The following is a 19,392-nucleotide window of genomic DNA, read 5'->3' on the forward strand; positions in this document are numbered from 1 at the left end:
AGACTAATGATTAACTGAAGGAATTACATTTCTAAGCCAACTGCCCCATCTGCGCTGATAAAACGCCTGGGTATGGGTCATCAGATAGTGACTGACTCCCCGCTCTTTCTCATTCACCACACAAAAATCGACCGGGCCATCATCAGGTGCATGGTCACTGGCCACATTACCGGCCTCTTGGATCAGTTGGTCAATCTCATCAATAGAGCCATCTACTTCCAGCCCAATCAATAAGTTAGGTTTCTCATCCACACTCTTATCATGCATCAGCGCCAGAAATGCACGCCGTACCGGTTTGCGCTGGCTGAACAGTTGAATCAAAGCATCAACCATTGCCGCCGGATACTCTTCCGGTTGGCCCAGCAGAATTTGACTCTCTTTATCCACGACCATTTCCGCCGGTTGAGCTAAACCGCCGTTTTCCAATAACATCGCCACTTCTTGCGGCCAAAACTCTTTACCGTGTTCTGATTTCGGATTCAAAAACAGATGTGCGCCCTGTGTCATTTCAAATAACACTCGCACTGGCATCGCGATAAAAGGCTGATTATCAATGTCAATCGGTTGATCTTCGGCGATATCCAGCGCCTGCTGTAACACCTCGACCGAGGTAAAGAATGGAATGACCGATTCGCCATCCTGCTTTTCCCAATGCAGAATATTCACCCCATTGCCCGCAGTGAATGTCATTTCACCGTCTTCGCCGCGTTGCTCTGAATCGTCCACCAGCACTAAAACTGTCGCATCTAACAATGCACGGAAAAAGGCGGTGCGATAAATAGACTCCGTCGCCGCCAGTTTTAGCAAGGATTCCAGGCTTTGGTCTTCATCGTGATGGTGATGATCGTGCTTATCATCAGGGGACTGCGGCACACTCATGCTCTACTCCAGAAGTACATCAAACAGATCAAACCAAGGGACGCAAATGCGCCCCCATTGATAATTTACAAAGCTTGACGAAGGGGAAGCATGCCGTTTGGGTCGTAGCGGCGTGAGCCGCCGGAGTGCCCGTAGGTATGCTAGCCCCTGCTTCACCAAACTTACTGTTTTTCTTTCGCCAACAATAGGTTAGCAATGGTACGAACACCCAAGCCTGTAGCACCGGCCGACCATTGCTCAACCGCACCTTTACGGTAAGTGGCAGAACAGTCAATGTGCAACCAGCCTTGCTGATACTCTTTCACGAAATGCGACAAGAACGCAGCAGCGGTGCTGGCACCGGCACTGTAGGCTGCACCCGCGACATTATTCAATTCAGCAAAATTAGACGGTAACTGGCTGCGATGGAATTCTGCCAGCGGCAAACGCCAGAAAGGTTCGTGCTCACTTTTGGCACTGTTTAACAACTCTTGCGCCAGTTGATCATCAAAGCTAAACAGAGCATGGTAATCATTACCCAAGGCAGTTTTCGCGGCGCCGGTTAAGGTAGCCGCATCAATAATCAGCGGAGCATTCTGTTCCGACGCATCAATCAGACCATCGGCTAATACCAAGCGCCCTTCTGCATCGGTATTCATGATTTCAACCGTCTTGCCATTACGATAGCGAATGATATCACCCAGTTTAAAGGCATTACCGCTCACCATATTATCTGCGCAACACAAATACAGTTTCACACGCTCTTTCAAGCCACGAGCCGCGGCCAGTGCCAATGCACCGGTAACTGTCGCAGCACCACCCATATCCGATTTCATCGAATCCATAAAGGCGCTCTGTTTCAGGCTATAACCACCTGAATCAAAAGTAATACCTTTACCGACCAGGCACGCCATCACTGGCGCATCGGGATTACCGGTTGGGTTATAGTCCAACGCCAACAACACCGGCGCGCGATCAGAACCACGACCAACAGTGTAAATCCCGGCATAACCCTGCTCACGCAGGTCTTCACCTTTGGTAATACGGTAACTAACAGCATCGCATGATACTGAACAGAGTAAATCAATCGCGTTTTTAGCCAGTTGCTCTGGCCCCAAATCTTCTGCCGGTGCATTAATAGTATCGCGCACCCAGTCAATAATTTTCAGCCGCTGTTCCAGCTCGGTTTTTTCGTTCTCTGGCAGTTCTGCCCACTCCACGCTGCGCTGGCCTTTTGGCCCACGGAACCCCTGCCAGAATGCCCAGCTTTGTTCCAAACCCCAGCCGTCCCCGGCCAATTTTACGTGTTTGATGCCCTGCCCGTCGATTTTACGGGCGGCACGTTGAATCGCACCTAATTTGCCATTACCGGTCAGATGAATCGTTATCCCCTCAGCATCGGTGCTGAGTAACGCTTTCTCACCCCAACGGGCGTCAGCGGGGTTATTTGATAGGGATACTTGCATTGTTTCTGTCATGACAACCTCTTCATTATTATTTTTTGCTGTTATTCAGCTAGTTATACGTGGCCCTGTGTTAGCCACGGCGGATCAAAACGTTCTACTCGAAAAATACTGTCTGCTATACAGTAACAGCCAGCTATAAAGTAACAATAGAAAAAAGGGCCGCTCGTGCGACCCTACCATACCCAATAGATTTCAAGATGCAGGAAGGCGGCAAACAAGTGAATCCCGATGAGCTTACCCAAGTAAGTGATTCGGGTGAACGAGAGCAGCCAACATACCTGCAGTTTGAAAGATGACGGGTATATTTATTCAAACTCATCTAACCAGACCAGAAGGATCGCTTCCAGCACTTTTTCATTTGATCCCTGCGGATCGTCATCGAAATCTTCTAAGTCGCAGATCCATTGGTGCATATCGGTGAAACGCACTGTTTTCGGATCAGTATCCGGAAACTGATCATACAGCGCTTCGCCAATTTCGCGGGTATCTTGCCAGGTTAAGCTCATATCAATGTTCCCACTTATGATTAATGCTCTCGCGCATGGTTAATGGTATAACGCGGGATCTCAACCACCAGATCTTCATCCGTCACTCTGGCCTGACAACTCAGGCGACTTTCTGGCTCCAGCCCCCAGGCTTTATCCAGCATGTCATCTTCCAGTTCACTGCTTTCTGGCAGAGAATCAAAACCTTCCCGCACCACACAGTGGCAAGTGGTACAGGCACAGGATTTCTCACAAGCATGTTCGATGTCGATTCCATTACGCAAGGCGACATCTAATATGGTTTCACCTTGAGTTGCTTCCAGTACTGCACCATCCGGGCAAAGGTCTTTATGGGGCAGAAATACTATTTTGGGCATGATTAAACCTCATCCACTGAATGGCCAGCCAAAGCACGGCGAATAGAAGCATCCATTCGGCGCGCGGCAAAATCTTGCGTTTGTGCATCTAACGCTTTTATCGCAGCTTCGATTGCGTGTGGGTCAGTGCCCTGCATCTGCTGCTGTAATGCCGCCATCGCCTGAGCGATAGCAGTACTTTCTTGCTCACTGAGTAATGCTGCATCTTCTGCCAATGCGCCTTGTAAACTTTCCAGCACACGAGAGGCTTCGACTTGTTGTTCCGCCAGCTTACGCGCGCCGATATCACTTTGCGCATTCGCCATTGAATCTTTAATCATATTGGCAATTTCATCATCGGATAGCCCATAGGAAGGCTTCACCTGAATCGATGCCTCCACGCTGGTGGATTTCTCCATCGCCGTGACACTCAATAACCCATCCGCATCAACCTGGAAAGTCACACGAATATGTGCCCCTCCCGCTGGCAGCGGCGGCAGACCACGTAAGGCAAAACGGGCCAGGGAACGACAATCCTGTACCAACTCACGTTCACCTTGTAGCACGTGGATAGTCATCGCACTCTGACCATCTTTAAAGGTGGTGAACTCTTGCGCGCGGGCGACCGGAATGGTGGTATTGCGTGGAATCACTTTTTCCACTAAACCACCCATGGTTTCCAGCCCTAATGACAGTGGGATAACATCCAGCAGCAACATATCACTGTCAGGTTTATTCCCCACCAGAATGTCTGCTTGGATCGCCGCGCCAATAGCGACTACTTTATCGGGATCAATTGAGGTCAGTGGCGTGCGACCAAAGAATTGCCCCACCTGCTCACGCACTAGCGGTACACGGGTCGAACCGCCTACCATCACCACTTCCAACACTTCGTCAGCCGTCACGCCAGCATCTTTTAACGCACGGCGACAAGCCATTAATGTGCGCTTAACTAATGAAGCGATCAGCGATTCAAATTGCTCACGGGTGATTTGCCCTTGCCAACCAGCGACCGAGACATCAGCAACCTCGGCATCACTCAAGGCAATTTTGGCTGCGATCGCCGCATCAAGTAATTGCCGCTGGACACCATGATCATCACGGGAATCAATACCGGCTTGCTCGCGCAGCCAATCAGCTAATAAGTGGTCGAAGTCATCCCCACCCAGCGCAGAATCACCGCCAGTTGCCAATACTTCAAACACACCACGGCTTAAACGCAAGATAGAGATATCAAATGTTCCGCCGCCTAAGTCGTAAACAGCAATCACCCCTTCCTGGCCTGAATCCAGACCATAGGCGATAGCCGCTGCGGTCGGCTCATTAAGCAAACGCAACACATGCAACCCCGCTAAGCGGGCTGCATCTTTGGTTCCCTGACGCTGAGCGTCATCAAAGTAAGCCGGAACGGTAATCACTACACCGTCGAGTTCACCTTCCAATGCGGCACGCGCCCGCTGTGCCAATGCTTTTAGGATATCCGCAGACACTTGCACCGGGTTAACTAACCCGCTGGCAGTCTGGATCATCGGCAAGCCATTTTCACTAGGCTGAAACTGGTAAGGCAGATTAGGGTAGCGCTGCACGATATCGGCCAAAGAACGGCCCATCATGCGTTTGACTGAACTAATAGTATTGACCGGATCCAATGCAGCTAAATCGCGCGCATTCCAGCCGACATCAATGTTATTTCGTTGATAGTGAACCACCGACGGTAAAAGATCCCGCAGCTGTTCATCTGCCAGAGTTTGCGCTTTACCGCTGCGCACAGTGGCTACTAATGAATTTGTGGTGCCTAAATCTATCCCTGCGGCCAACCGACGTTGGTGTGGTGCCGCAGTTAAACCAGGCTCACTAATTTGTAATAAGGCCATGTTGAGCTTCCATCAATCTATACTCGTCATACTTCAAGCTGCATATGCGTTGGCTGCCCTTGCTTACCCTAGTCACTTAGTTATCTAAGCTCCCAGGGACTCACTCGGTTGCCGCCTTCCTGCAACTCGAATTATTTAGAGCATATAAAAACGTTAGTGACGCACCCTAATAAGAAGTAGCTGGGCATTGCAGTCATCAATAAATTGATCTTTATTTATTTTTATCAATTAGATACAACTTTTCACTTCACTAAACTATCGAGATAAATCATCAAACAGCCGCTCTTCGAGCTGTTCAACCTGTTGCTGTAATTTATCCAGAAAACGTAATTTTCGAACCGTATCAGCGGCTTGTTCCCACTGTTGCTGATCCAATTGCTCAACCATCAGTTGGCTGCGCGTTTTTGTCATCAAAGCCAGGCGGTTATTGAATGCAGCGAGTTGTATTTCAGCATCCGGGCTGCGTTCGATAGCATCAAGCTCTTCCCGCAACTCTAATTGTTCCATCAGAAAAGCGGTATCACGCAGTGTATGTTGTTCATTGCCTAAATCAAAACCCTGCAAAGATAGCATATACTCAGCCCGTTTTAACGGATGCTTGAGAGTTTGGTAGGCGTCATTGATGGTCGCGGCTTGCTGTAATGAGGCCAAACGCTCGCGTTCAGGCTGATTGGCAAAACGGTCAGGATGGAATTGGCGCTGCAATTCCTGATAGCGGGTCGTGAGTCGGCTACCATCAATCAGGTACTGAGGCGGCAGCCCAAATAGTGTGAAGTAATCCATAGCATGCTCAAGAATATGTGATGGCTTAGCTGAAAGTTATACAGCCCTCTTATAACGTATGAGAGCTGTATGAAGCACAAGTGCCTGAGGTAGGGACAAAACAGGGATCAAACGTTAAAACTTTCGCCACATCCGCACTCACTGGAGACGTTCGGATTGTTGAACTTAAAGCCTTCGTTCAGACCTTCTTTGACGAAATCCAATTCGGTGCCGTCAAGATAGACCATGCTTTTGCCGTCGATGATCACTTTCACGCCTTTGTCTTCAAAAACGATGTCGTCATCGTTCATTTCATCAACAAATTCCAGGATATACGCCATACCGGAGCAGCCCGACGTCCGAACGCCTAAGCGCAGACCCAAACCCTTACCACGGTTATTTAAAAAGGCGCTGACCCGCTGTGCAGCACTGTCGCTGATTGATATCGACATAGACCTTCCTCAACTCTGATAACTTATACCCGTCATACTTCAAGCTACAAGTGCGCTAACCGCCTTCCTGTAACTCGAATTATTTAGGGTATCTATATTACAACTACTTGGCAGTATGTTTGCTTTTGTAGTCGGCGATAGCTGCTTTAATGGCATCTTCTGCCAAAATCGAGCAGTGGATTTTGACTGGCGGTAACTCCAGTTCTTCCGCGATCTGTGTATTTTTGATCGCTTCAGCCTGATCGAGAGACTTGCCTTTCATCCATTCAGTTACCAGAGAACTGGAAGCAATGGCAGAACCGCAGCCATAAGTCTTGAAACGTGCATCTTCGATAATGCCGGCTTCGTTAACTTTGATCTGCAATTTCATAACATCACCACAAGCGGGTGCGCCAACCATGCCGCTACCAATGGTAGGGTCTGCATTATCGAATGACCCAACGTTGCGTGGGTTTTCGTAGTGATCGATTACTTTTTCGCTGTAAGCCATGTGATTACTCCTGAGTCTTAAAGTCTGGAATTAATGGTGAGACCATTCAATGCTGCTGATATCCACGCCCTGCTTGAACATCTCCCATAGCGGAGACAAATCACGCAAGCGGCCAATGGATTTACGTACCAGCGCAATGGCGTAGTCGATCTCTTCTTCAGTGGTGAAACGCCCCAGAGAGAAACGGATTGAACTGTGAGCCAATTCGTCGTTCATCCCCAACGCGCGCAACACATAAGAAGGTTCCAGACTCGCGGAAGTACAGGCTGAACCCGATGAAACTGCCAGATCTTTCAATGCCATGATAAGCGATTCACCTTCAACATAGTTGAAGCTGACATTAAGAATGCCAGGTGCGCCATTCTCTAAATCGCCATTCAGGTAAACTTCTTCGATATCTTTGATACCGTTCCACAAGCGCAGGCGCAGTGAACGCAGACGGGCAGCTTCGCTTTCCATCTCTTCTTTGGCTATACGATAGGCTTCGCCCATACCCGCAATCTGATGTACTGGCAAAGTACCCGAACGCATACCACGCTCATGACCGCCGCCGTGCTGCTGGGCTTCGATACGAATACGCGGTTTACGGCGAACAAATAGCGCACCAATGCCCATCGGGCCATAAACTTTATGGGCAGAGAAGGACATCAAATCGACTTTCAGTTTGCTCAGATCAATCGGTAATTTACCGACGCTTTGCGTAGCATCAACGTGGAAAATGATCCCGCGACTGCGGCACATTTCGCCGATTTCCGCGATATCTTGCACCACACCGATTTCATTATTCACATGCATGATAGAAACCAAGATAGTGTCTTCACGCATCGCAGCTTCAAGCTGTTTCAGGTCGATAATACCGTTAGACTGCGGTGCCAAATAAGTCACTTCGAAGCCTTCACGCTCCAACTGGCGACAAGTATCCAACACAGCTTTATGTTCGGTCTTACAGGTGATGATGTGCTTGCCTTTCTTCTGATAGAAGTTAGCGGCACCTTTAAGCGCGAGGTTATCAGACTCGGTTGCACCGGAGGTGAAGACTATCTCGCGAGGGTCAGCACCTACCAATGCAGCAATATCATTACGTGCAATATCAACAGCTTCTTCTGCTTGCCAGCCGAACTTATGAGAACGAGAGGCAGGGTTACCAAAAATGCCGTCCAGAGTCAGATACTGCATCATTTTTTCAGCGACACGAGGATCTACCGGGGTCGTTGCTGCATAGTCCAGATAGATCGGTGTCTTTATTTTTGATTCGGTCATTGCTCTTATGCTCCGTACATCACTTCCAAAACGTAAAATTCCGCAGACTCTGCTTATGCGCGCAGATTGACGTTGATCGTCTCTTGCGGTCGGCCATTAGCCGTACGGCGCGTATCGTTATTCTGACGATCCGCAACCTCAAGAATATCTTGGTTATTCACCAGTTCTGCCAATGTGATGTTATTGAGGAAGCTGCTGATGCGCTCACTCAAATCACGCCACAAGGTATGAGTCAGGCAACGATCGCCACCCTGACAACCTTCTTTTCCCTGGCAACGGGTCGCATCGACAGATTCGTCAACGGCGGTGATAACAGCACCGACCGCGATTGCGGATGCATCTTTACCCAGCAGGTAACCGCCACCTGGACCACGAACGCTGGCCACTAAGCCATTTTTGCGTAACCGTGAAAAAAGCTGTTCCAGATAGGATAATGAGATCCCCTGACGTTCAGAAATATCTGCCAGAGGAACTGGCCCGTCCTGGGAATGTAATGCCACATCAAGCATGGCGGTCACGGCATAACGGCCTTTGGAAGTCAGTCTCATAGCTAAAATTACCTGTTGGTGAAAACAAGCCAGAATTCTGACATTCTTGAGTGTTTTAGTCAACTATTTAACCTAGTAAATCACTCAAGTATTATTTAACTATTCCATTTCTAATAATTTGGGTTAGTTTTCATAATAACCAATTGATATAAAGCATTAATTTTTACCGTTATGCTCGCTGCCATCTGCCCCACGTTGTGGATATTTATCTTGTTTCTCAATAGATGTCAGCATCCCACGCAGGATATTCAGCTCTTGAGCTTCCGGGCGCGCACGGGTAAACAGACGGCGCAATTTACTCATAATCTGCCCCGGATGAGCCTGACGAATAAAGCCGGTATGAGATAAAACCTGCTCCAAATGTAGATAGAAACGCTCCAGATCATCCACTAATGGATAAGGAGCTTCCTCTTCTTCTACTATTGGTGCGGCAGCCTGCTGGCGATCGAGGAAGGCCACTCGCACTTCATACGCTAAAATTTGCACCGCCATAGCCAGATTCAGCGAACTGTATTCCGGGTTTGCCGGGATTGCGACATGATAATGGCACTTTTGCAGCTCATCATTCGTTAGCCCCACCCGTTCACGGCCAAACACCAGAGCAACCGGCGCATGTTCCGCTTCGCGTGCGCTGCGAACACCACATTCACGCGGTTCTAGCATTGGCCAGGGCAAGGTGCGAGAACGTGCACTAGTACCCACCACCAGGCTACATCCCGCCAATGCTTCATCCAAGGTATCAACGATGGTGGCATTGCCGATCACATCGCTGGCACCGGCGGATAGTGCAATGGCCTGAGAATCCGGTTTGACTAAAGGATTGACCAGATACAAATTGGTTAATCCCATTGTTTTCATGGCTCTGGCTGTCGAGCCCATATTGCCGGTGTGTGAGGTCTCAACCAAAACGATACGAATATTGTGTAACATACAAACTCTGAGGATAACGGGGAATCGGCATATCTTAACACAGACATATACCCAAGCTACTTCGAGTTGCAGGTAGGCGGCAACCGAGTGGGGCCCAGGGAGCTTAGATAACTAAGTGACCAGGGCAAATAAGAGCAGCCAACACCCCTGCATCTTGAAGGGTGACGGGTATAGGCATTTATCCGAACCCCTGCTATACTATGCGCCGTTTCTCGTTCTTTAACATCCTAGTGGAAGATACCCATGCATCCAATGCTGACTATCGCCATACGCGCTGCGCGTAAGGCCGGTAACCTGATTGCCAAACATTATGAAACGCCTGACTCCGTAGAAGCGAGCCAAAAAGGCAGCAACGATTTTGTTACCAACGTTGACCGCGATGCCGAGTCTATGATTGTTGACGTTATCCGTAAATCTTACCCAAAACACACCATTATTGGTGAAGAATGCGGTGAGTTGGTCGGCGAAGATTATGATGTGCAATGGGTTATTGATCCACTGGATGGCACTACCAACTTCATTAAACGTCTTCCTCATTTCGCTGTTTCTATCGCCGTACGCATCAAAGGCCGTACCGAAGTTGCCGTAGTTTATGACCCAATGCGTAACGAACTGTTTACAGCTACTCGTGGTCAAGGCGCTCAATTAAATGGTTATCGCCTGCGTGGCACCAATGCCAAAGATTTAGACGGCACCATTCTGGCAACTGGCTTCCCATTCAAAGTTAAACAACATGCTCCGGCGTATATCCGTATTGTTGGCAAACTGTTTGAACAGTGCGCAGATTTTCGTCGCACCGGTTCTGCGGCACTGGATTTGGCCTATGTTGCCGCCGGCCGTGTTGACGGTTTCTTTGAAATTGGCCTGAAGCCGTGGGATTTTGCTGGCGGCGAGCTGTTAGTTCGTGAGTCAGGTGGTGTGGTAACTGACTTTGCCGGTGGTCATAATCACTTCAGCTCTGGCAATATCGTGGCCGGTAACCCGCGCGTTGTAAAAGGTATTCTTCAGTCTATAGTTCAGGCCGAAGTGAGTGATGCCTTAAAACGTTAATTCTATACTCGTCATACTTCAAGCTGCATGTGCGTTGGCTGCGTTCAATAACCCGAATCACTTACTGATGTAAGCTCATCGGGATTTTCTCTCTTGCCGCCTTCCCGCAACTCGAATTATTTAGAGTATATATGAATGACGGTTTGATACAAAAAAGCCAGTCGGCTAACACTGACTGGCTTTTTTATTGTGAGGATTAACGGCCAAATGGCCTTATCCCACCCATCATTTCCGGCTGGCTGGAAAGATAAAGTAGCACTCCGGCAAACAATAAAATGAGGCCGCCAGTTAAGGCCAATGTCGCCCAGGCTATCGATCCCCAGGCCGCAGGTGCTCGTTTACGACTTAAATGCACTGCCAGACGCCGCGCATAGTGAACAAACAGCGCCAGCAACGAAATGGTCAATGATGTGCCAATAGCCATAGCAATGGCCGACAAAATGCCCCACCAGTAAACCCCAATCACTTTGGCAAATAGCAGCACCATAATTGCGCCGGAGCAAGGCCGCATCCCCATCGCCAAAATAATCGCCAAACGGGTGCGCCAGTCATTGCCCGCTTGCAGCTCTTGAGAACTCGGCATATGGCGATGCCCGCAGCCGCAACTCTCACTGTGAACATGATCTGCACTCAACGGCTGTATACGCTGGATGCTGATTTTCTGCGGCTTCAATTGCTTTACTTGATGGTAAAGCCGTTTTATTGCGCGAAAACATAACAAAATCCCGAGCGCGATAACCAGCAGAAAACTGCCTTTTTCCAACCAGAAGCTGCTTTGATGCAAATAACGCGACGAGAGTTGCAACACACCCAGCAGCACCGTTACCAGCATGATCGCGACACCACCTTGCAATATCGACGCAGCAAAAGTCAGTTTCAGACTGTTTTTGAGTTGTGCCGGATGGGTTGCCAGATAAGTCACTATCACCACTTTACCGTGCCCCGGCCCAACAGCATGAAGCACGCCGTAAATCAGGCTGAACATCATCAACGCCAGACCAGTTTGATGCGGATTGGCTTTGACCTGTTGCAGTAACTGGGCCATCTGCTGATGCATACTTTTTTGCCAGACTACCGTTTTGAACAGCAGTTCCGGCCAATAGAGCCAGGCAAGTTGAGCGGCACCGGCCAATAACACTAAGAAAAGCAGCAGCGGCCATAAATTGATTAGCCAATGTCTTGGCCGCGCAATGGGGGTGAGACCTACTGACATTGCACAGTTACCCGTTGGGCGAATTGTTTGCCAAGTTCCATATCTTCTCCCGGTGAATCACTTTTATCCAACGACAACGCATAGGCCTGTAAGGAAGCATTGGGGTTTGGTGTGAATAAGGTTAATTTGCAACTTTTTGCCATCTCAGCCGACAGCCTGACTGCCTTATTATCGGCATAGGTCATATCCACAAAATAGGTCGGATCGTAAGTCGAGATAATAAAAGGCTTTCCGACCAAGGGTTGCGGTTCAGCCAGAGGTAACACGAATTCCAAAACCGCCTGATGGCCTTTGCGAGACAAATGATATTCGGTCGGTAAATTTTTATATTTCACCGGCTTACCATCACGGTAGATATCAGTGAAATAGTGCTGTCCCAACACATTAGCCATCACTTCGGCTGCCAATTTCTTCCAAATTTCAGAATCACTTTTGGCATTTTCTGCATCATATAGCAGGTCCGCAGAGGTGATTTCGTCCATTGTCCATACCATTTTTATTCCCACTAATGTCTGTTTTTCGCTGACAAAAGTGGCATCCATATCGATAAAACTGTGCGGATGCGCCTCCGCTATTTGGCTATAAATACAAATGCTACCCACTAACAGTAGAGCTATCAGCCGCTTAAACGCACTTAATTTGTTATAACATAACATAGTCTGCATGCATCAATCCTTGGAAATTCAGCAATAACTGTGATGTAAGTTGTAAGTCGATGTAAAAGCTCCTGACCTCAGTAAACCGGATAGAATCTCTTTTGCTATGCTTAAGACTGATGAATAACAACGCATCCATCACGGAAGGTTATATGCACCTGGACACTTCTTCTGTGCCCCAGTTATCCAGTCAACCACTATCCGGTCAACAACGCCGCTGCCACATGCTACTGATGCTATTTATGCCCGCAAGCACAGTACACTTGGACACTATCAGCCAATTCAACGGCGTTGAGCAGCCAACTACCCGGCAAGATATAGCCGAGGTTGCTAATGAAATCCAGCGTTTCTACCATTTGCAACTGAGTGCTAATACCGATGATAGCTACTTGATTCAGGGCAATCGACTGGATAAAAGGCTGTGCTTAATCCACTGGCTACGTCGGGGAGTTCGCTATTGTCCTGAATTTGTTGAGCACTATTTTTCTCCCCGTTTATATGAGGCACTCTCATGGGATAACCGACTGATTTCAGAGGCCTTGCCCCAAATTATCACCCAGTGTGAACCCTTTTTGAACCGCCAACTTAATGAAAAAGATCGTCAGTTCTTACAACTGTATTTGGCCTATTGTACTTGGGAAAATCGGCAACATGCTGCGCCAGAGTTATCCCTCACCCAGCAACAATGGTTGACACGTAAGCCGGCACTGGCGGCCGCTGACAGTCTATTTGATTCATTTAATCCACTGTTGGGCAACCCGCTCGATAAAATCGAACGCGACGTACTTATCTTGATGTTAACCATGATTAAGGCACACCGTTATCACAGTACCCAATCAGCGGAAGATTCACGTCTGATCACGGCCACTAACCAATTAGTCATGCGTTTTCAACAGCTCTCCGGAATGACGCTGGGCAGCAATGAGATGCTGATGAATCAGCTTTTTGCACATCTCGCCCCTGCTATTGAACGCTGTTATTTCAATATCGGTATTGATAACTCATCACTGGAAGAGGTGAATCGACAATATCCCCGGCTGCTACGAACCACCCGGCAAGCATTGGTTATATTCGAGCAAGAGTATCAGATTCAATTTTCTGCCGACGAAGTTGCGCTGATAGCCATTAGTTTTGGTGCCTGGTTGATGCAAGAAAATGCATTACAGGAAAAGCAGATTTTACTACTGACACGTAATAATTCGGAATTAGAACAACAAGTTGAGCAGCAAATTCGTGAGTTAACGCTTTTACCATTGCATATTAAGTACTTGCCCCATGATGTGTATCTCCAATCTGGAGCACCCTCCGGTACAGCGGTGGTGCTAACGCCTTATGCTGTGCGACAACCTGAATCAACGCCTCCGCTGATTCAGGTGTTATTGCCCATAACTGAACAACAAAACAAGCAGTTACGCCACCTGTTGGATTTGCCCTAATAGGTGAGGTCTTCCGGGTTTGCCACCACCCGAGGGCGAATAAATAGCGCTGGGATCACTATTAATGCCATTACCCAGAACACCCCCCCCTGATAATGTTCGAACAGGAACCCCGAAATAACCGTCATCACCGCAATTCCCCCGCCCATCGCCAGTGCAGAATAAACGGACTGCAAACGAATCACATCTGCCCCACGCCGGGCGGCAATAAAGCGCATCGCGGCCAAATGGCAAACAGTGAATGAGCCGCAATGCAGGATTTGAATCAGGATCAACCACGGCAGTTCCGTCGTCGAAGCCATCAAACTCCAGCGAATAATGCCGCTCACGGCCGAAAGCAGTAGCAGGCTGCGGGCAGTCCAGCGGCGGAAAAGGACATTGCTGAATGCGAATACCAGGATCTCAGCCACCACGCCCAGCGACCATAAATAGCCGATAGTTGCGGCGGAATAACCCGCATCTTTCCAGTAAATTGAACTGAAACTGTAATAACCGGCATGTGCACCCTGCAATAAAGTCACGCAGAGTAAAAAGCGCCACACCTGCGGCTCAGATAGCAACACTTTCCAGTCGGTGGCAACCACATTAGCGTGCTTAACTTCTCCCTGAGGCATCACGCTGGGTTTCAGCAATGCTCCCAGTAACATGGCTGAAACGCCGAACAGTAAACTGTAAAGGATCGCCGGGTGACCCCAGACCGAAACTAACTTACCGGTCAATGCAGAACCAATAACAAAAGCCAGCGACCCCCATAGCCGAACCTTGCCGTAATCCATGGTTATCTGTTTTTGCCAGGTCGCCGCCAGCGCATCGGTCAGTGGCACTAATGGGCCAAAAAACAGGTTAAAACCGGCAATAATCACCATCAGCCAGGCCCAACCATGACCAAACCAAAAGCCAACCGCAAAGGCTAATGTCAGGAGTGCCAGAATCCGGATGGCAGTGACCAGATAAGAGGGATCTTTAACACTGGGAGCAATAATCAAGCTGCCGAGAAAGCGGGAAATTAATCCAGCGCCAAGCAAAATACCAATAGTTTCAGGCGGTATCCCTTCTCCTTGCAACCAGATGCCCCAGAAAGGCAGGAAAATGCCATAAGAAAAGAAATAGGTGAAATAGCTGAGCGACAGCCAACGTGTTGATTGCAATACCATGAATCCCTCCGAGGTCAGCCGGTCACTGTGACAGAGGCCCCGTCTGCTAGCAACTTTGTCATTAGGCAAACATGTAATTTGAGATTGGCTTCACATTTATGTGACGTAAACGACAAAAAACCCGCATTTCGCGGGTTTCAGACTGCTGACAAACTTCGACAACTCGATCTTGCAAGGTGAAGGCAGGTAGAAGAGTAAAGCGTCCGCGCCAGGGACGGCGCGGCTCGAGCCCCCAGGGAGGGCTTGTTTTAACAAAAGAAGTGTGGCGTCTTTACGATCTGCCTGTTTTCACCGATACGAGTACTTTGTCATTCATCTCAAAAACCCGCATTTTGCGGGTTTTCATTAGGTTAGAGCGAATCTGACAAGATTATGCGTAAACCGGGAAACGGGCGCAGATAGCCAACACTTTCTGTTTGATACGTTCGATAGTGGCTTCGTCGGTGATGTTATCCAACACATCACACATCCAGCCAGCTAGCTCGCGAGACTCTTCTTCTTTGAAACCACGGCGAGTGATTGCCGGGCTACCAATACGCACACCAGAAGTGACAAACGGGCTTTTCGGATCGTTAGGTACGCTATTCTTATTTACCGTGATATTGGCACGACCCAAAGCAGCATCGGCATCTTTACCGGTGATATTTTTGTCAACCAAATCAAGCAAGAACAGGTGGTTATCTGTACCGCCAGAAACCACTTTATAACCGCGTTCCAGGAAGACAGCGACCATGGCTTTCGCGTTCTTAGCCACTTGCTGCTGGTAAACCTTGAACTCAGGCTCCATCGCTTCTTTCAGTGCTACCGCTTTACCGGCGATAACATGCATCAACGGGCCACCCTGGTTCGCTGGGAACACAGAGGAGTTCAGCTTTTTATACAGATCTTCATCACCGCCTTTCGCCAAAATCAAGCCACCGCGTGGGCCAGCCAGTGTTTTGTGCGTGGTAGTGGTTACGATATGTGCATGTGGAACTGGGTTAGGATAAACGCCAGCAGCAACCAGGCCCGCTACGTGAGCCATATCGACAAAGAACCATGCGCCGATGCTGTCGGCGATTTCGCGCATTTTGGCCCAGTCAACAATACCGGAATAAGCTGAGAAGCCGCCGATGATCATTTTTGGTTTATGAATTTCGGCCTGACGCGCCATATCTTCATAATCAATTTTGCCAGACTCATCAATGCCGTAAGGAACGATATTGTACAGTTTGCCGGAGAAGTTAACCGGTGAGCCGTGGGTCAAATGGCCGCCGTGCGCCAAATTCATCCCCAAAACAGTGTCACCCGGTTGCAGCAATGCAGAGTAAACGGCCACGTTCGCCTGAGAACCGGAATGCGGCTGAACGTTGGCGTAATCCGCACCGAATAACTCTTTTGCACGGTCAATGGCTAACTGCTCAACGATATCAACATACTCACAGCCACCGTAGTAACGCTTGCCCGGATAGCCTTCAGCATATTTGTTGGTCAACTGTGAACCCTGAGCCTGCATAACACGCGGGCTAGTGTAGTTCTCAGAGGCAATCAGCTCGATGTGCTCTTCCTGGCGCACCACTTCTTGCTCCATTGCACGCCATAGATCTGCATCATAATCGGCAATGTTCATTTCACGCTTTAACATCCGGCTCTCCTGACTTAGCTTGCTAAATATACCTAGTGGACCACCCGTTTGGGTTCTGTCCCACAGTGTAAACTGTTTCCCCCTCGTTAAGATAGGTCTTGACAGAGGTTTTTACGCAAACGATTGGCTACAGACTGCGTAAGGCTTTGACCTGTTCAGACTTCATCCAGTGCAACGGAATTATCCTCATATTCATTATGTGATTTTTTCATATTCTGTGAACTGACGCGATATGCGTAATTCGCCCAGCATCGGAAAGTGCATTTACAAATTAAAGAGCGATCTATAAGATGCATTTAAAATACATGTATTGAATTACACACAATAACACCTGAAGTCATTGGCGTCGCAGTCAGGGCAAAAGGGATAAATATTTAAGGAGCACCGCATGCTGGATAGCCAAACCATCGCCACCGTTAAATCCACCATTCCGTTACTGGCCGCCACTGGCCCCAAGCTAACAGCGCATTTCTATGACCGCATGTTTGAGCATAATCCCGAGCTGAAACATATTTTCAACATGAGCAATCAGATTAATGGGGATCAACGCGAAGCGCTGTTCAACGCCATTTGTGCTTATGCAGCAAATATTGAAAATCTGGCCGCTTTACTGCCCGCAGTTGAACGTATTGCCCAGAAACACACCAGTTTAAACATTCAGCCTGAGCATTACTCGATCGTCGGTCATCACTTGATACGTACTCTGGATGAAATGTTTTCTCCTGGTCAGGAAGTGTTAGATGCCTGGGCGAAAGCCTATGGGGTACTGGCGGATGTGTTTATTACGCGGGAAAGCCAAATTTATCAGCAAGGTGAAAGCAGCACCGGCGGTTGGCGAACCTTGCGCCGTTTCCGCATCATCAAAAAAGAGATGCAGAGTGAGGTTATTTGCAGTTTTGTGTTAGCACCTGAAGACGGTGGCCGGGTATTGGATTTCAAACCAGGACAATATCTGGGTATTTATATTGAAGATGAACGGCTTGAATATCAGGAAATCCGCCAATACTCCCTGACAGCTGCACCAAACGGAAAAACCTACCGTATTGCGGTGAAACGCGAAGAACAAGGGACAGTTTCTAATTATATGCACCGTGAATTGAACGAAGGCGACAGTGTGCGCATTGCCCCTCCGCGTGGTGATTTCTTCCTGGACATTACGCCGGATACTCCCGTAGCGCTGATTTCAGCTGGCGTGGGTCAAACCCCGATGTTGAGTATGCTCAACACCTTGCACAATCAGCAACATCCCGCACCAGTGCATTGGTTACATGCCGCTGAAAATGGGCGAGTGCATGCTTTTGCCGACGAAGTTGCCGCTATTTCGGACAATATGCCCAATCTCAGCCGCCATGTCTGGTATCGCGAACCAACCGCCCAAGATAGTCATGAGAAGGATTATCACAGTAAAGGGTTAATGGACCTCAGCTCACATCAATGGCTGGCAGCCGATCCCAACCGACATTATTACTTCTGCGGCCCGTTAGCTTTTATGCAATTTGCTGGCCGCCAATTATTAGCGCAAGGGGTCGCTGCGGAACGCATTCATTATGAGTGCTTCGGCCCACATAAAGTCATTTAATTATTGAATTTCATTTCTCAGGGGATGCCACTCTCGCTCCCCTGCATCTTCGTTATAAAAATCCGTCTACTTATTGCTTTTAAATGTGGTAGAACGTGATTTAGATCTCATATATCCTCATTCAATATTGCCACGATGATACATTCGGATGAATGTCTAGATATTGATATAACTGAAAATTAATTATATAGCTGACATTATCCCTTACTATTTATTACCCGGTAACATAGGGTGGATTAAGGCTGAATTGACCTACCATGAGTAAGAAATTCATAAAAAAAGAAGGGTTGGCATTGGTATCCATGGCGCGCTATTTAATTGGTGAGCGCGCGGGGAATCGGCTTAAAACCATTGATGAGTTATCCGATAATTTCGGCATCTCAGTCGGCGTGGTACAGCACGCATTAAAAGTGCTGGAAGCGGATGGTGCTATCATCGTTGAACGCCGGGGTCGCAATGGCACCTTGTTGATTGATCTGAATATGCCACTGTTACTGCAACAGGCTGATCTGGGTAATATGGTATGTGCTATGCCCCTGCCTTACACCAAACTTTATGAAGGTTTAGCCAGTGGCTTAAGAGAGCAATTTACCTTACTTCCCCTTTATTTTGCCCATATGCGCGGCGCTGAAGTGCGGATAGAATGTCTGATAGACGGTATTTACGATATGGCAGTGGTTTCGCATCTGGCAGCGAAAAGTTATCTGGATCAAGGGAAAGTCGCTCTGGCATTAAATCTGGGAAATGGCTCCTACGTGGATGGTCACCAACTTATTTGCCGCCGTGGTGAGCAAAATAATATTCGTCGAGTGGGGCTAGATCCACGTTCCCCCGATCAATGTCTGCTCACTGAGATTAAATTTGCCGGGCAACCTATCGAATTGGTTGAATTACCTTATAGCGATTGTATCGCACATATAAATCGTGGTGATATTGATGCCGCTATTTGGAATCTGGCGGATAATGTCCCTCATGAAGATTTGCAGGCAATCAAACTGCAAGGCGATGAGCGTTATATTCAAGCCTCGCAAGCCGTTATCCTTATTCGGCCCGACAATCATCCGATCAAATTACTACTGGAAAAAGGCATTAATGAGACATTACTGCTTAACCACCAGCGAGCAGTACAGAACGGCGAGATAGAACCTCGCTATTAATCATATCAATCTGGTTAGCAAACCAAGCTATTTTCGGGAGGC

At 48.3% G+C, this 19,392-nt stretch carries 19 protein-coding genes; 4 read left to right on the top strand and 15 right to left on the bottom strand.

Annotation, left to right across the window (positions count from 1 at the left end; translation table 11 throughout):
* Positions 1 to 3 precede the first annotated feature (3 nt).
* From sseB to trmJ, 11 genes are all read right to left on the bottom strand, one after another.
* Entirely contained in the window at positions 4 to 879 is an 876-nt protein-coding gene (gene sseB, locus FTB31_RS05465; RefSeq protein WP_050076388.1) for an enhanced serine sensitivity protein SseB, read from the bottom strand.
* Between the two features lie 161 nt (positions 880 to 1,040).
* Entirely contained in the window at positions 1,041 to 2,336 is a 1,296-nt protein-coding gene (gene pepB / locus FTB31_RS05470; protein WP_227731186.1) for an aminopeptidase PepB, read from the bottom strand.
* A gap of 293 nt (positions 2,337 to 2,629) precedes the next feature.
* Positions 2,630 to 2,830, bottom strand: a complete 201-nt coding sequence (gene iscX / locus FTB31_RS05475; protein WP_004702435.1) for a Fe-S cluster assembly protein IscX — start codon at positions 2,828 to 2,830, stop codon at positions 2,630 to 2,632.
* 20 nt (positions 2,831 to 2,850) lie between these two features.
* Complete coding sequence (fdx, locus tag FTB31_RS05480; RefSeq protein WP_004713939.1) at positions 2,851 to 3,186, bottom strand: ISC system 2Fe-2S type ferredoxin; 336 nt, start codon at positions 3,184 to 3,186, stop codon at positions 2,851 to 2,853.
* 2 nt (positions 3,187 to 3,188) lie between these two features.
* Complete coding sequence (hscA, locus tag FTB31_RS05485; RefSeq protein WP_227731187.1) at positions 3,189 to 5,039, bottom strand: Fe-S protein assembly chaperone HscA; 1,851 nt, start codon at positions 5,037 to 5,039, stop codon at positions 3,189 to 3,191.
* 255 nt (positions 5,040 to 5,294) lie between these two features.
* Complete coding sequence (gene hscB / locus FTB31_RS05490) at positions 5,295 to 5,822, bottom strand: co-chaperone HscB (protein ID WP_077173735.1); 528 nt, start codon at positions 5,820 to 5,822, stop codon at positions 5,295 to 5,297.
* A 107-nt stretch (positions 5,823 to 5,929) separates the two neighbouring features.
* Complete coding sequence (iscA, locus tag FTB31_RS05495) at positions 5,930 to 6,253, bottom strand: iron-sulfur cluster assembly protein IscA (RefSeq protein ID WP_004702422.1); 324 nt, start codon at positions 6,251 to 6,253, stop codon at positions 5,930 to 5,932.
* Positions 6,254 to 6,356: 103 nt separating this feature from the next.
* Positions 6,357 to 6,743, bottom strand: coding sequence for a Fe-S cluster assembly scaffold IscU (gene iscU, locus FTB31_RS05500; RefSeq protein WP_005159510.1), 387 nt, complete (start codon positions 6,741 to 6,743; stop codon positions 6,357 to 6,359).
* Positions 6,744 to 6,773: 30 nt separating this feature from the next.
* Positions 6,774 to 7,988 carry an IscS subfamily cysteine desulfurase gene (locus tag FTB31_RS05505; RefSeq protein ID WP_227719492.1) on the bottom strand — a complete coding sequence of 405 codons (1,215 nt, stop codon included), beginning with the start codon at positions 7,986 to 7,988 and terminating at the stop codon, positions 6,774 to 6,776.
* A 68-nt stretch (positions 7,989 to 8,056) separates the two neighbouring features.
* On the bottom strand, positions 8,057 to 8,551 hold the full coding sequence (gene iscR / locus FTB31_RS05510; protein ID WP_004707916.1) for a Fe-S cluster assembly transcriptional regulator IscR: 495 nt from the start codon (positions 8,549 to 8,551) through the stop codon (positions 8,057 to 8,059).
* Positions 8,552 to 8,707: 156 nt separating this feature from the next.
* Positions 8,708 to 9,481, bottom strand: a complete 774-nt coding sequence (gene trmJ / locus FTB31_RS05515) for a tRNA (cytosine(32)/uridine(32)-2'-O)-methyltransferase TrmJ (protein ID WP_011815777.1) — start codon at positions 9,479 to 9,481, stop codon at positions 8,708 to 8,710.
* Between the two features lie 243 nt (positions 9,482 to 9,724).
* Between trmJ and suhB the strand changes: the two genes are divergently transcribed.
* Positions 9,725 to 10,531, top strand: coding sequence for an inositol-1-monophosphatase (suhB, locus tag FTB31_RS05520; protein ID WP_005172639.1), 807 nt, complete (start codon positions 9,725 to 9,727; stop codon positions 10,529 to 10,531).
* A gap of 196 nt (positions 10,532 to 10,727) precedes the next feature.
* Here suhB and FTB31_RS05525 read toward each other — a convergent pair whose 3' ends face one another.
* Both FTB31_RS05525 and FTB31_RS05530 read right to left on the bottom strand, forming a co-directional pair.
* Positions 10,728 to 11,744, bottom strand: a complete 1,017-nt coding sequence (locus tag FTB31_RS05525) for a nickel/cobalt transporter (RefSeq protein ID WP_227719475.1) — start codon at positions 11,742 to 11,744, stop codon at positions 10,728 to 10,730.
* Positions 11,735 to 12,400, bottom strand: coding sequence for a DUF1007 family protein (locus FTB31_RS05530; RefSeq protein ID WP_407084052.1), 666 nt, complete (start codon positions 12,398 to 12,400; stop codon positions 11,735 to 11,737). The genes FTB31_RS05525 and FTB31_RS05530 overlap by 10 nt, the downstream gene beginning before the upstream one ends.
* 152 nt (positions 12,401 to 12,552) lie before the next feature.
* Here FTB31_RS05530 and csiE point away from each other — a divergent pair, with 152 nt between their 5' ends.
* Complete coding sequence (csiE, locus tag FTB31_RS05535) at positions 12,553 to 13,836, top strand: stationary phase inducible protein CsiE (protein ID WP_227731189.1); 1,284 nt, start codon at positions 12,553 to 12,555, stop codon at positions 13,834 to 13,836.
* Here the strand turns inward: csiE and FTB31_RS05540 are convergent.
* On the bottom strand, positions 13,833 to 14,990 hold the full coding sequence (locus FTB31_RS05540; RefSeq protein WP_050076397.1) for a 3-phenylpropionate MFS transporter: 1,158 nt from the start codon (positions 14,988 to 14,990) through the stop codon (positions 13,833 to 13,835). The genes csiE and FTB31_RS05540 overlap by 4 nt on opposite strands.
* A gap of 370 nt (positions 14,991 to 15,360) precedes the next feature.
* Positions 15,361 to 16,614: a serine hydroxymethyltransferase gene (gene glyA, locus FTB31_RS05545; RefSeq protein WP_005159491.1), complete on the bottom strand. Its 1,254-nt coding sequence runs from the start codon at positions 16,612 to 16,614 to the stop codon at positions 15,361 to 15,363.
* A gap of 388 nt (positions 16,615 to 17,002) precedes the next feature.
* Between glyA and hmpA the strand changes: the two genes are divergently transcribed.
* Together hmpA and yhfZ are read left to right on the top strand one after the other, a co-directional pair.
* The gene (gene hmpA, locus FTB31_RS05550; RefSeq protein WP_050076398.1) at positions 17,003 to 18,193 is read left to right on the top strand and encodes an NO-inducible flavohemoprotein; all 1,191 of its coding nucleotides are present in this window, start codon (positions 17,003 to 17,005) and stop codon (positions 18,191 to 18,193) included.
* A gap of 257 nt (positions 18,194 to 18,450) precedes the next feature.
* Complete coding sequence (gene yhfZ / locus FTB31_RS05555) at positions 18,451 to 19,350, top strand: GntR family transcriptional regulator YhfZ (protein WP_050076399.1); 900 nt, start codon at positions 18,451 to 18,453, stop codon at positions 19,348 to 19,350.
* The last annotated feature ends 42 nt before the right edge of the window (positions 19,351 to 19,392 follow it).

The sequence above is a fragment of the Yersinia proxima genome (genome assembly GCF_902170785.1).
GTDB lineage: Bacteria > Pseudomonadota > Gammaproteobacteria > Enterobacterales > Enterobacteriaceae > Yersinia > Yersinia proxima.